General features: G+C 48.8%; 9 protein-coding genes. 4 read left to right on the top strand and 5 right to left on the bottom strand.

The annotated features are described in order from the left end of the window. Positions 1 to 6: 6 nt before the first annotated feature. Together BHV73_RS08440 and BHV73_RS08435 are read right to left on the bottom strand one after the other, a co-directional pair. A complete protein-coding gene (locus tag BHV73_RS08440) occupies positions 7 to 1,677 on the bottom strand; it encodes a formate--tetrahydrofolate ligase (protein WP_009121017.1) in 1,671 nt (556 codons plus the stop codon). A gap of 912 nt (positions 1,678 to 2,589) precedes the next feature. After that, the gene (locus BHV73_RS08435) at positions 2,590 to 4,755 is read right to left on the bottom strand and encodes an outer membrane beta-barrel family protein (RefSeq protein ID WP_009121018.1); all 2,166 of its coding nucleotides are present in this window, start codon (positions 4,753 to 4,755) and stop codon (positions 2,590 to 2,592) included. 212 nt (positions 4,756 to 4,967) lie between these two features. On the opposite strand from BHV73_RS08435, the gene BHV73_RS08430 reads away from it, so the two are divergent. From BHV73_RS08430 to BHV73_RS08415, 4 genes are all read left to right on the top strand, one after another. Further along, entirely contained in the window at positions 4,968 to 6,683 is a 1,716-nt protein-coding gene (locus tag BHV73_RS08430; protein ID WP_087411900.1) for a sensor histidine kinase, read from the top strand. Between the two features lie 229 nt (positions 6,684 to 6,912). Next, the gene (locus tag BHV73_RS08425; protein WP_087411899.1) at positions 6,913 to 7,629 is read left to right on the top strand and encodes a response regulator transcription factor; all 717 of its coding nucleotides are present in this window, start codon (positions 6,913 to 6,915) and stop codon (positions 7,627 to 7,629) included. Positions 7,630 to 7,811: 182 nt separating this feature from the next. Beyond that, positions 7,812 to 8,387, top strand: coding sequence for a hypothetical protein (locus BHV73_RS08420; protein ID WP_009121021.1), 576 nt, complete (start codon positions 7,812 to 7,814; stop codon positions 8,385 to 8,387). A gap of 60 nt (positions 8,388 to 8,447) precedes the next feature. Beyond that, positions 8,448 to 8,768, top strand: a complete 321-nt coding sequence (locus BHV73_RS08415) for a DUF3784 domain-containing protein (RefSeq protein ID WP_087411898.1) — start codon at positions 8,448 to 8,450, stop codon at positions 8,766 to 8,768. On the opposite strand, the gene BHV73_RS08410 is transcribed toward BHV73_RS08415, so the two are convergent. The 3 genes from BHV73_RS08410 to atpA form a co-directional block, all read right to left on the bottom strand. Then, a complete protein-coding gene (locus BHV73_RS08410) occupies positions 8,758 to 10,965 on the bottom strand; it encodes an AAA family ATPase (protein ID WP_087411897.1) in 2,208 nt (735 codons plus the stop codon). The two genes, BHV73_RS08415 and BHV73_RS08410, sit on opposite strands and share 11 nt — an antisense overlap. 143 nt (positions 10,966 to 11,108) lie before the next feature. Then, the gene (locus BHV73_RS08405; protein ID WP_087411896.1) at positions 11,109 to 11,993 is read right to left on the bottom strand and encodes a F0F1 ATP synthase subunit gamma; all 885 of its coding nucleotides are present in this window, start codon (positions 11,991 to 11,993) and stop codon (positions 11,109 to 11,111) included. Positions 11,994 to 12,055: 62 nt separating this feature from the next. Then, on the bottom strand, positions 12,056 to 13,639 hold the full coding sequence (gene atpA / locus BHV73_RS08400; protein ID WP_087412039.1) for a F0F1 ATP synthase subunit alpha: 1,584 nt from the start codon (positions 13,637 to 13,639) through the stop codon (positions 12,056 to 12,058). Position 13,640 lies beyond the last annotated feature (1 nt).

Here is a 13,640-nt window from a genome sequence, read left to right as displayed (position 1 = left end):
CAATTTTTAAGAAAGTCCCTCTATGTTACCGTCCACAATGTCGATGTGCTCTGCTTGCGGAACTTTGGGCAGCCCCGGCATACGGAGTATCTCACCGGCAATGGCTACAAGCATTTCCGCGCCGTTATTGATAACGATGTCTTTGATGTGGAACTCGAAGTTATTGACTGCGCCGTATATTTTGGGGTCGGCGGAGAAAGAGTATTGCGTCTTGGCTATGCAGATGGGATAATGCGCGATGCCCATTTCTTCGATGAGCTTCATCATCTTGCGTGAAGCGCTGCTATAAGTCACCACGCTTGCTCCGTAAAGGTTGCAGGCTACTTTCTCTATCTTCTGCTGTACGCTATCGTTTTCCCCGTAAGTGTATTGCAGCGGGGCGGAAGGTTTCTTTTCGATTGTTTCCACGACAAGGTTAGCCAGGTCAATGGCACCTTCCCCACCCTCGGCGAAAGCGTTATTGATGGCGAAGCCCACCTTCAAATCATCTTCACAATGACGGCGGATAGCTTCTACTTCTTCGTCGGTATCACTGGCAAAACGGTTGAAAGCGACAACAACGGTCTGCCCGAAGTAGCGCAGGTTACGAATATGTTTGTCAAGATTACCGAAACCTTCTTTCAGGCCTTCCATATTCGGTTCCTTGATACGGTCAAGGCTGACGCCGCCATGCATCTTCAGGCCTTGCGCAGTGGCAACGATAACAGTGAGCTTGGGTTGCAGTCCGCTTTTACGGCATTTGATGTTATAGAACTTTTCCGCTCCCAAGTCCGCGCCGAAGCCTGCTTCCGTCACTACATAATCGCCGAAGGTCATAGCCATTTTGGTGGCGAGAATGGAGTTGCAACCGTGCGCTATATTTGCGAACGGACCACCATGCACAAAAGCAGCCGTTCCTTCGGTGGTTTGTACCAAATTGGGATGGATGGCGTCTTTCAGCAATACGGTGATGGCACCGGCTACACCTAAGTCTTTAACAGTAAACGGTTTGCCGTTGAAATCAAAGCCGAGTATGATGTTCTCGATTCGCCTGCGAAGGTCTTCCGTATCTTTTGACAGGCAAAGAATTGCCATAATCTCCGATGCAGGCGTAATATCGAAGCCGGACTCCATGGTAACCCCGTTGGTGCGCGGACCGAGACCGGTGACGATGCTGCGCAAAGAGCGGTCGTTTACATCGAGCACGCGTCGCCAGATGATTTCTTTCAGACCGAAGCCGTCTGCCTGATGCTGGTAGATATAGTTATCCAGCAAAGCGGAAATCATATTGTGAGCGGAAGTGATGGCATGAAAATCTCCTGTGAAATGTAAGTTTATTTTCTCCATGGGAAGCACCTGAGCATAGCCGCCGCCTGCCGCTCCGCCTTTCATTCCGAAGCATGGGCCGAGTGAGGGTTCACGCAAGGCTACGATGGCTTTCTTTCCAATCTTATTAAGTCCTAATGCCAGGCCGATAGAGACGGTAGTTTTGCCAATGCCCGCCTTGGTTGCCGTGATAGCGGTTACAAGAATCAGGTTACTCTGTTTTACTTTCTCCTCGTCAATCAGTTGTTCGGGAATCTTGGCGATGTAACGGCCGTAGTTCTCTACTTCTTCACGGGGAATACCCACACTTTCAGCAACCTGCTTTATCTTCTTCAGCTCTATGCTGCGCGCTATTTCAATGTCTGATTTCATACAGGGTCTTTTCTTTAAATAACAACTTTGGTTTTTGAAAGTTGCAAAAGTACAAAAAAGAAGGGAAAATGCAGGTATATAAAAAGAATTTAGTGACACGCCGAGTTGTTTCGTCGGTAAGGGGAGAATGCCATATAGTATAATGGAATAATTTAATACATAGAATAGCCTGATTGTAGAGTAACCTGAGGCTGAAAACCTTGCATCTCTAAACCCGGGGTAAGCCTCCGGGAACGTATATATGACCAACATTACGCCCTATAAAGGCAAAATCTTTAAACATTAATCTTTTGCCCTTACAGGGCGCAGAAGACCGAGGACATTTAGACCCGGGGTGTTACCCCGGGTCTAAATGATAAAAGCCTTTCAGGCTTAGAATTAATCAAATCAACTACAAAATCATATTTAATTGACAAGCCATACCTATATTATCAAGACATATTTAATATCAACTTATACTTAATATCAAATCATACCTAATATCAAGTTATATTTAAGACCAAGTTATACTTAATATCAAGGCATATCAAGGCATATTAAGTATAGACTAACCTAAGGCTGAAAGCCTTACATCTCTAAGCCCGGGGTAACACCCCGGGAACGTATATATGACTAACATTGCGCCCTGTAAGGGCAAAATCTTTGAACATTAACCTTTTGCCCTTACAGGGCGTAGAATACAGAGGACATTTAGACCCGGGGTGTTACCCCGGGCTATATGCTGAAAGCCTTTCAGGCTTAGAGTTTGTCAAATCAACTACAAAATCATATTTAATTGACAAGCCATGCTTAACTACCAAATCATATTTAATCGCCAAGTCATGTTCAATTATCAAGTTACACTCAATCGTCAAATCCTCCTTTATTACTCAATCCTTCTCAATTCTCAAACAATCATTAACAGCCAAATAATCATTTAAATCGTGATGTATCCACCCCTTCCCTTTGCTTTTCTTTATAGCCACCGAATTTGTATGTGAACGACACTCCCAACTCGCGAAAACACGAGTAATGATTGGTTACGTTCTGTGTCCGGAAGCGGATGCGCGGAGAGATTTGCCCTGTTTCGAATATATCGTTGCAATACAAATTCAGTATAGCCTTTCCTTTGGCAAATCCATAGCGCAGGGCGGCGTTCACATTGCCGGAAACAGGCAGGTCGTAAATCCCCTGAATCGCTTTGCTATGTACAAATCCGGTGAGGGTCAGTTTCAAATCGGGTTTGGTAGAAAGGGTGAAAGTATTGTTCATTTGAGCTATGCCGTAACACTGTTTGCGATTGAAAGGGATATCCCAAAAGTCATTGTCTTTCTCGTGATGCCATATCCCGATAAGCGTCAGGCGGGAATTCAACCAATTCTTTATCTTAAACGGCACTGACGCCTGTATACCAGCCTGTTGCTGATAATCAAAATTCATATACTTATAAATCTCGACCAACCGTTGCGAGGATTGGTAAAGCGTCTGCGTCGAGTAGTCTTTGGTATGGCTGAACCAGGTGCTGAAGATATATTTTCCCTTCAAAACGTAGTTCATCTTAAACTCGTAGCTTTGCGCAGGCTTCAGCAGAGGATTACCGTGAATCTCGGAATACCCGCCGCCGATATACGAAACGGCATCCTGCACAGCCCAATAATCGGGATAGTCCTTATCACTGCTCAACGCAAGTTGCAGGATATGTCCGGGAGCAGGCATATAGTTCAGATTGATGGCAGGATACAAATCCCACTGGTTCCATACGGGCGTTTTATAGCGTTCTATGGCTAAGGATGCGTCCAGCGAGAGCTTATCGCCGAAACTCTTGTTGAAGCCCGCATAGATGTTCAGTGTTTCTTCCCGTTTGCGTGATTTCATGTTGCTGAGGTTATCGGCGGAGTTATCACCGGCTGCCAACGAAGTTGTGTTTTCATCTCCCAGCTGCTCTCCGGTCTCCGGGTCGTAGTAATATTGGTAGCTGTTGTCGGTGCTGGTGGTATAGACGATGCCGTAATTCAATCCCCAGCCCTTGCCCAGACTGTGTTCCTGCGCCAAAAACATTTTCCAGCGGTTGATGCGCTGGCAGTCTTGCGTAAAGAAGTCGAGTTCATCGCTCTCCAGCAGACGGCTGTTCAACAGCTGGTCGGACGGAGAACGATAATAGGTCAGTTCCACGCCCGCTTTCAAACCGAAGGGAGTACGGTAGTCCAGACGACCGTTGTGAAGCCAATCCGTACTGTTACTCAGCGTGGTGGACTGCTGTGAACCGTTGATATGCATCCGGTTGTGATACGTTTGATAGTTACCGTTATAAACAAAGCTCAACTGATGCTCTTCAGCGATATTGTAATCGGCTCCCACCCGGAAACTATGCGTATGCGAACGGCCGCGGCGCACCTCATCGGTAGTCATCGGGTACACCGAGCCATCCGCCAGAGTGTGCATAGCCTCTTTGTCCGTCGTATTGTAAGTACGGCCATGTTTGTGCGAGTAAAGAAAATCCGCTGAGAACTTATTTCCGTTATATAAGAGGCTGGCACGCTCTTCAAAGTTTTCGTAATACTTCTGGTTGTACTTGCCATAAAGCTCGCCTTGCCAGGAAGAAGGGCCGTCTGCGGTCTGCTTCAATTGTATGTTGATAAGGGCGCCGCGCACTTGGTAGCGGGCGGGCGCATTGTACATCACTTCGGCTTTTTCTATACGGCTCGCAGGGATGCTCCGCAGCAATGAATACAACTGTTCGACGCTGAGGGTGGTTACCTTTCCGTTCAGAACGACGGTGACGCCCTGCCCCGCCAATTGCAAAGCGCCGTTCATCTCGGTTACGCCGGGAAGCTCCTTTACGGCATCATAAGCGTTGTCCACAGGCAGATCGCGGATAAGCCGCGGCAAGTCATAAACCAGTTTGCCTTGCGATGCTTTTACTACGGGACGCTCGCCGGTTATCATTACTTCGGGCAGACTTTGGTAGATGCTGTCCAGCCGGGCATCCGAGGTTATAATACTGTCAGCGCTGAGAGTACGCTCTTCGCCGGTGCTTTCCTGGGCGGAAAGACTGATACTTGTCAGGCAAATGGCTGATAACAGATAAAATCGTTTCATATCAAGTCAGTGTTGAAATTTAATTTATAGTCAGGCATATTTTAATTGACCTCCGCAAAGTACGGCATTAGCCGCGTAACTCTGTGTTATCACCGGCTTACCAAGTGTTATCTACTGTTATCGGAAGTGTTATTTAGTCTTACCGCATGATACAGCGCACGATATAACTCCTTATATTTGCCTGCGTAAGCATTAAGCATAAAGAAACTGCCATGAAACTGCCTCTGAAATACATTGCCATACTCGTTATCCTGTCTTTGGCGGGCATCTTCTCCTACCAGGCCTATTGGCTCGGCGGGCTGTACCGTACCATGCGCAATGACCTGGAGCGCAACATCATAGAAGCCATGCGCATGAGCGACTATAATGAAATGATGCTACGTGTGGAAAGGATGCGTAAGGACAGCACCGACCATGGAGAAGTGAGCGTATCCGCCGGATTCGAGAAAGACGGAACGCAAAACAAAGCCTATGTACGCAGCACCACCAGTATAGACCGCAACGGTGAGAAAGAAGAAACCACCACCCAGCAGGTCATCCATCAAAAGAGTGATACCATTTCGATGAATATCTCGGACAATTCTTCCGTACAAGCTATTGTCACCCGTGATGACATTGCCGCCTCGGACTCCGGTGACGTGCTTTTCATAGAACGAAACAAAGACCGGAGCAAGGCTCAATGGCTGAACCCCGATTCAGCCCAAAAGAAGCTGGAAGCCGCCGTAAAAGATACCGGTAACTCGCCCCAAGCCGCCCTGAGAGCCAAAGACGGACTGGATGTGATTCTGCGCGACCAGAACAGCATGCTGGAACTCGCCACCTATTTCCAACGAGGTCTGCACTCCGGTCTGGACATTATCTCCGACCCCGACGTCCTCGTGTACGACAGCCTGCTGAGCCTTCAACTGAAAGACCGGGGCATCACGCTGCCCTACCGTTTGGAGCATATCTACACGAGCGACAAAGACGCACCTTACACATTCGTGGACACGCTGGCCGTTGCCGGTACTGCCGGATATACCCCCGGCCCTGACGCCAAGCAATACAACTACGCCTTCGACCTCAATACCCACCAAAGCTACCGTCTTTGGATAGAGCCCGTCACGCAACTGGTGTTGAAGCAGATGTCGGGCATACTGGCTACCTCGCTCGTCATTCTGATTATCCTTATCTTCGCATTCTGGGTACTTATCCGCACCATTCTGCGGCAAAAGACGCTGGAAGAGATGAAAAGCGACTTCACCAACAACATCACCCATGAGCTGAAAACCCCTATCGCCGTCGCCTACGCCGCCAACGATGCCCTGCTGAACTTTAACCAGGCGGAAGACAAGACGCAACGCGACAAATACCTGCGTATCTGCCAGGAACAGTTGCAGCGGCTCAGCGGACTTGTCGAGCAAATACTTTCCATGAGTATGGAACGCCGCAAGACCTTCCGCCTGCATCCGGAAGTACTGTCCGTTGGAGATATCCTCGAACCGCTCATCGAACAGCACACACTGAAATCGGAGAAGCCCGTGCATATATCGGTAGATATCGAGCCGGAAGACCTGGCCCTTACCGCCGACCGCACTCATTTCAGTAACATCATCAGCAACCTGATAGATAACGCCATAAAATACTCGCCGGGAGAAGCGGAAGTAAACATCCGTTGCCGGCAAATCAACGCAGCGGAACAAGGAGAACTTGTCGAAATCGCCATCAGCGACCGTGGAATAGGTATCGCTCCCGAAAAGCAGAGCCACATATTCGATAAGTTCTACCGCGTTCCCACCGGTAATCTGCATGACGTGAAGGGCTACGGGCTCGGTTTGTTCTACGTCAAGACCATGGTTGGGAAACATGGCGGGAGCATATCCGTAAAGAGCGAACCGGGCAAAGGCAGCACCTTTGTTGTAAGATTAAACAAGCAGACGGATGATTGAAATCTGTATGGGACAAAAAGCTTCAACGCACGAAACAAAGTGTTTTTTACGTGTTTGAACACTTTGTTTCAAGGCATGAAAACAGAATGTTCCGCATAGCGAAACAAAATGTTCACCGTAGGGAAACAAAGTGTTTCAACGGTTGGAACAGTCTGTTTCGCCGCTGAAAACCGACATCCGCCTCAGGAGTAACAAAATTCGGCTTATAATACAGAATAAATAAAGGACTATGGATAAAATAAAAGTATTATTGGTTGAGGATGAAGAAACCCTTGCCATGATTATAAAAGACACGCTTGAAGGGCAGAACTTCACCATCCACACCGCTGCCGACGGTGAAGAGGGATTGCGCCGGTTCTTCGACCTGCGCCCCGATGTACTCGTGGCCGACGTAATGATGCCCCGCATGGACGGTTTTGAAATGGTACGCCGCATCCGCCAGACTGACAAGCATACGCCGGTACTGTTCCTTACCGCCCGCTCGGCCATCAATGATGTCGTAGAGGGCTTTGAGCTCGGCGCCAACGATTATCTGAAAAAGCCTTTCGGCATGCAAGAGCTGATTATCCGTATCAAAGCGCTGGCGGGCAGGGCTTTCAGCTTCACTGACGCCGCACCCAAAGAAGTCACCGACTTTGAAATAGGCGATTACCGGTTTAACTCCGTCACGCAACGGTTGTCGTATATAGGGACTACCGTATCTCCGCACACTGACACGGATATGGAACTCTCCCACCGTGAATCGGAAATACTGAAACGCCTCTGCGAAAACCGTAACCAGGTTGTCAACACCCAGAATGTTCTGCTCGAACTTTGGGGAGACGACAGCTTTTTCAACTCCCGCAGCCTGCACGTGTTCATCACCAAGTTGCGCCACAAACTGGCGCTGGACGACCGAATCCGCATCGTAAACGTACGCGGAATAGGATATAAACTGATAGTATAACAGAGTATAAGTGAATGAGACGAACACTCCCGATGCAGACCGTCCCTCAATATTTACTTAAAGAAATTTCGAAGAATGACCGGAAAGGTTTATCTTTGTAATCGGGAGACGGGGAATTAAAGAATGAAGGAGCGAAACCGCCGGATTGGTGAAAGCTCCATTAAGAATAGTTGAATGGAACAATGAAACGAGTTTGCTTTTTTATCATCGCACTGCTTGCAAGTATCGCTTCGCTATATGCCCAAAGCGAAGTGAAAGGCGACAGCGTACGCTCCCTGCCCGACGGTACTCCGCCCGATGGCGTATTCCTGCCCGAAACAAAGAATTACAACGGCTTTCTTTTGGATATGAGCCTGATGAAAATGGAAGCTCCCCGCCTGCCTGAGTTTACGCTGGAAATACCGGACGCAAGCAAGGATTACAGCAGCATATTCCGTCTTAATCCGGACGTTACCTACTCGCAAGGGCTTTCGAATGTATTCTCACTGACCAATTCCACCGTTTACAGCATGAATCCGTTCGGGCTGACCGGATTCTGGTCGTCACCGGAGAATCTGCAGATGGGCAGCTTCAAACTGAAAAACGGTATGCGTATCAATACCTATGGCGAATATGACAAAGACGGCTGGAAAGTTCCCAACCGCTCGGCGCTGCCATGGGAGAAGAACAACTTCAAGGGCGCATTCGAGATGAAATCTTCCAACGGAGCGTTCGGCATACGCATCGAAGTGCAGCAAGGTAACAGAAGCCCGTTCTGATATAATCTTTTAAAATGTGAATAAAGCGGATACGGACTTCTGAAATATAGGCACAGCGGCATGAATAAAATAATATGGTATCAAACGGTTCTCTTGGTTGTCATAGGGCTCCTTGTCAAGAGGTTTCCCATTTTAATGGCAGGCTATAACACCATGACAGCGGAACAGAAGAAGAATGTGGACGCCAAAGGCGCGGCCGATTATCTGTGCCGTGCCTTTTGTATGATTGCATTGGTGGGAATCATTTTGTTTTATGGTTTGCAACTTACCGGCATGACGGAGAAAGTGATTACTATCCTGACGAGTACGGTCGTTCCCGTCATCGGGATATTAATCACGCTTGTGAAAATACAGAAGTTCGACCATACTCCTAAAGCATGAGTTCCGGCTCTGCCAATCCTTTCTCCTTGCGGTATCCATGTACCATTTCCAAAATAATATCCCCGTATTTTTCCACTCCTTTCTTTCCGAAATAAGGGATGCGGACAAGCATGGCTTTATCGGCGGGCAGCAGGTTGCTGATGCCTAAAATGGCTTTTTGTTGGATAACCGTATAGACGGGCAGCCCCAGCCGGGACGCTTCCGAGTTTCTCCATGCCACCAGCCGGTCGTAAAGTTCGGGATGTAACACGTCCGAAGGAACTTGAACAGCAGGTGTTGCCGATTCTTTCTTTTTCCGTTCCCGTATATTCTTCTCCACCGCATCCAACAGTCCTCTTCGTTTCAGGTCTTCTTTACCGGAGAGAGCGGAGTCACCGATGGAGAGTATCGCTTTCTGCCTTAAATATTCGGCTGTACGGAATCCGTGCGCTATGACGTAAGCCAAGAGGTCGTCTTTCAGCAAGAAAAGGGTGTTCAGCTCTTCTTTCGCGGTATTCAACTGTTTCTTCAGTTCCTTGTTGTCCGTGGCAAGAACCCGTTCTTTTATCAATACGAGATACTGAGGCTCCATTTCTTTTTTGAAGTAACCGGCTCCCGCAGCAATCCGTTCCTGCAATGTTTCGTCCGTAGCATAGTTCTGCGCGGCGTCAATCAGACGGTTGTATTGCATACCGAACTTCTGCGCCACTATCACCACCTTCTCGTGAAAACGTTCCGCTTCTGCTTTGTATGCTGCCAACTGCTTGGGATAGAGTTTATAAAGATGCTCGTCAATCAGGCGTACATAGCGCTGAAGCGATTGCTCCAACGGCCGGAAATCGAATAGTCCCGACAACAGTTCATGGAAATAGGTTCGCTGCAACGAATGGAAGCGGTCTTCATCCGGTTCGTTTCTGCGTGCTTCTTCCGTAAAGCGGTCTACCGCCCGGTCGCTGATGACGGCTTTTGCGGAAAGCGGGGCGCTAAGCACCAAACCTTCCAATGTCTTGCAACGGCTCAGAGCCACATACGTCTGTCCGTGCGCAAAGGATGAGCTGGCATCGATAATGGCACGTTCAAACGTAAGCCCCTGGCTTTTATGAATCGTAATGGCCCATGCCAGTTTCAAAGGGAACTGCCGGAAAGTACCTTCAATATCTTCCACAATCTCCTTGCTTTCCTCGTCCAATACGTATTTTGCGTTTGCCCACTCCTCTTCTTGCAGCAGGAAGGTAGCGGTGCTATCTTTGGCACGCACTTCGATGCTGTCGGCGGAAAGATCGGTGACTTCACCGATCATACCGTTATAGTAGCGGTGCTCGCCGGACGAGTCGTTCTTTACAAACATCACCTGAGCGCCTTTTTTCAGCTCCAGGAGTTCGTCCGTGGGATATGAATACTCGGGAAACTTTCCGTCAATCGTGGCACGAAAAGCGTAAGAACGTCCCGGAAGCTGTTCCAGTTCGTAATTGTTGATGCGCTGCGCCTGGTAGTTATGGGTGACCAGACGGATATAACCCTCTTCCTTCCGGGGTTGGAAATCGGGAAGATAGCGACGGTTCAGGGCTTCCAGGACTTGAGGGTCGCAATGATTCTCGCGAATGCGGTTCAGTAAGTCCAAGAAAGCTCCGTCACTCTGCCTGTATACGGTTTTAAGTTCGATAGTGCAGTATTCCGTCTGCTTCAGCGCGCGGCTGGAGAAAAAATAGGGAGTATCGTAATACTTCTTCAGCATCTGCCATTCCTCGTCCTTCACTACGGGAGCCAACTGCTGCAAATCGCCAATCATCAATAGTTGCACACCGCCAAACGGCTTGTGACGGTCGCGGTAACGGCGGAGCATTTCATCTACCGCATCCAACAGGTCGGCACGCACCATACTGATTTCATCAATCACCAGCAGGTCCATACTGCGTATGATATTGATTTTCTCCTTACCGAAACGGAAACGATAGGTTGCCTGTCCATTCGTACTGAACGAGCTTTCGGGCACATAAGGCGCGAACGGAATCTGAAAGAACGAATGGATTGTTACACCGCCGGCATTAATGGCCGCGATACCGGTCGGCGCGATAACGACCATGCGCTTAGGACTTTCCCGCTTGAGTTTACGTAAGAAGGTTGTTTTACCGGTTCCGGCCTTACCGGTCAAAAAAAGATGAGTGCCTGTATTTTCAATGAACTGCCATGCAAGCGCTAATTCAGAGTTTTGCTCCATTATTCCTTTCAGTTTGTTGTAACAGGTGGTAAAGGTAGCACAAATAAATAAAGGAAAGGGGATGTTGGCGGAATGTTTTTTATGATAGGAAAAGAGGATGTACCGAAAGCGCTTCGGTACATCCTCTTATTCCTATGCAAAACTTATTTCAGGCTGCCGCCGATTATATCCAGCAATTCATTCGTAATCGCCTGTTGGCGACTCTTGTTATACTGCTTCGTCAGGTCCTGAATCAACTCGTTAGCATTGTCCGTAGCGGCCTGCATGGCAAGCATACGGGCTGCATGTTCGGAAGTATTCGAGTCCAGCAGAACCGTATAAATCTTCTGGCTCAGTACTTTAGGAAGAAGGTCGGCTATCAACCGGGCTGCGGAAGGCTCTACAATATAATCATTATTGAAGTTGCTCTTTCCGGCGGTTTCCGTCGCTTCTTCGGCCACCTTATCCAAGTTGATAGGCAGATACTTATCTCTCGTCAGGATTTGCGACCCGGTAGATTTGAAATGATGATAAATCAGCTCTACCTTGTCGATGCGTCCCTCCAGAAACTCTTTCATCAAGAGTCCGGCAAGCTCGTAAGCCTGCACATACGAAGGTTTGTCGGCCATTTCCTGATAGCTGCCTTGCGGCTCGTATCCCAACTTCTTTACGGCTTCTTCCACCTTCTTGCCTACGGGATACAGCAAGATGTTCTCTTTGCCCAACGATTTATAGTCTTCCAGTGTGCGCTCCAGCATCTTCGCCACGTTGGAATTGAAAGCGCCGCATAAGGACGAATTGGACGAGAACGCCACAATCGCCACTTTCTCTACCGGACGTTCCTCGGTATAGGGTGGCTCTATCGTAGCATCCGTACTCAAGAAGTTTGTCAGAATCTCATTCAGCTTCCGTTGATAAGGTAGCATATTCTCAATCCGCCCCTGCGCCTTATGCAGTTTGGCAGATGCTACCATCTTCATCGCCGAGGTTATCTGACGCGTACTCTTGACGGAGCTTATTCTATTTTTTACCTCTTTCAGTGAAGCCATTTCATATAGTGATTAGGGGTTGGTGATTGGCGATTAGTCGTTGTTGAATGCCTGACCGCCATCTACATAAATTGCTTGGCTGTCTTTGCCGCCGTCTCTTCTATCTTCTTGCAGACATTATCATCAATGACACCCGTCTTCAATACATCGAGCACTTCCATCTGATAATCTCTTTCAAGGAATTCGAGGAAACTGCGTTCAAACTCGCTCACTTTGTCCAAAGGCACGTCTTTCAACAAACCATGCGTACCGCAATAAAGAATGGCAATCTGCTTCTCTACGGGCATCGGGCTATACTGAGGCTGTACCAGCAAACGGGTATTCTTTTGCCCTTTGTCGATAGTCAGCGCAGTAACAGGGTCCATATCACCGCTGAATTTGGTAAACGCTTCCAGTTCGCGATACTGAGCCTGGTCTATCTTCAATGTACCCGCAACCTTCTTCATCGCCTTAATCTGGGCATTACCGCCTACACGGCTCACGGAGATACCTACGTCGATAGCCGGACGGTTACCCTGGTTGAAGAGGTTGGTGTCGAGGAATATCTGTCCGTCGGTAATGGAGATTACGTTTGTAGGAATGTAAGCCGACACGTCACCGGCCTGCGTTTCGATAATAGGAAGCGCCGTTAATGAGCCGCCGCCTTTTACTCTGCCTTTCAGGCTTTCGGGCAGGTCGTTCATCTCGCGCGCCACCTCTTCCTGGCTGATAATCTTTGCCGCACGCTCCAACAGACGGGAATGCAGGTAGAAGATATCACCCGGATAGGCCTCACGTCCCGACGGACGGCGCAAAATCAAGGAAACCTCACGATAGGCTACCGCCTGCTTGGACAAGTCGTCATAAACAACCAGCGCATGACGGCCGGTATCACGGAAATACTCACCGATTGCAGCGCCGGCAAACGGAGCATAATACTGCAATGCAGCCGGATCGCCTGCCGTAGCAGCCACAACGATGGTGTAATCCATCGCACCGTTTTCACGCAATGTGTTTACGATGGATGCTACCGTAGAGCCTTTCTGACCGATGGCTACGTAGATACAGTACACAGGGTCGCCCGCTTCATAGTTGGCACGCTGGTTTATGATAGTATCGATGGCAATCGCAGTCTTACCCGTCTGGCGGTCGCCGATAATCAACTCACGCTGCCCGCGGCCGATAGGAATCATGGCATCGACAGCTTTCAAGCCGGTTTGCAACGGCTGGTTTACCGGCTGGCGGAAAATAACGCCCGGAGCCTTACGTTCCAACGGCATCTCACAAAGCTCGCCGCCTATCAGGCCTTTGCCGTCCAACGGTGCGCCCAACGGGTCGATAACGCGTCCCAACATACCCTCTCCCACCATGATGGAAGCGATACGCTTGGTACGTTTCACCACGAATCCTTCCTTGATTTTATCCGTAGGGCCTAATAATACGGCGCCCACGTTGTCTTCTTCAAGGTTCATCACGATGGCTTTGATACCGTTGTCAAATTCCAGCAACTCGTTTGCTTCGGCATTGCGTAATCCGTAGATACGTGCCACGCCATCGCTGACTTGCAGTACCGTACCGATTTCATCCAGTTGCACGCGGGTGTCGATGCCTTCCAACTGTTTGCGCAGAATATCGGAGACTTCGCTTACTTTTATATTTTCAGACAAC

The organism is Bacteroides sp. 44_46, assembly GCF_001915465.1.
In the GTDB taxonomy this organism is placed as follows: Bacteria; Bacteroidota; Bacteroidia; order Bacteroidales; family Bacteroidaceae; genus Bacteroides; species Bacteroides clarus.
The sequence above is the reverse complement of the archived record's forward strand: the minus strand, read 5'-3'. Positions and strand labels throughout refer to the sequence as shown.

Coding starts and splice junctions, on each gene's coding strand:
- BHV73_RS08425 (WP_087411899.1), top strand. CDS start 6,913: ATGGATAAAATAAAAGTATTATTGGTTGAGGATGAAGAAACCCTTGCC.
- BHV73_RS08440 (WP_009121017.1), bottom strand. CDS start 1,677: ATGAAATCAGACATTGAAATAGCGCGCAGCATAGAGCTGAAGAAGATA.
- BHV73_RS08405 (WP_087411896.1), bottom strand. CDS start 11,993: ATGGCTTCACTGAAAGAGGTAAAAAATAGAATAAGCTCCGTCAAGAGT.
- BHV73_RS08430 (WP_087411900.1), top strand. CDS start 4,968: ATGAAACTGCCTCTGAAATACATTGCCATACTCGTTATCCTGTCTTTG.
- BHV73_RS08420 (WP_009121021.1), top strand. CDS start 7,812: ATGAAACGAGTTTGCTTTTTTATCATCGCACTGCTTGCAAGTATCGCT.
- BHV73_RS08435 (WP_009121018.1), bottom strand. CDS start 4,755: ATGAAACGATTTTATCTGTTATCAGCCATTTGCCTGACAAGTATCAGT.
- BHV73_RS08410 (WP_087411897.1), bottom strand. CDS start 10,965: ATGGAGCAAAACTCTGAATTAGCGCTTGCATGGCAGTTCATTGAAAAT.
- BHV73_RS08415 (WP_087411898.1), top strand. CDS start 8,448: ATGAATAAAATAATATGGTATCAAACGGTTCTCTTGGTTGTCATAGGG.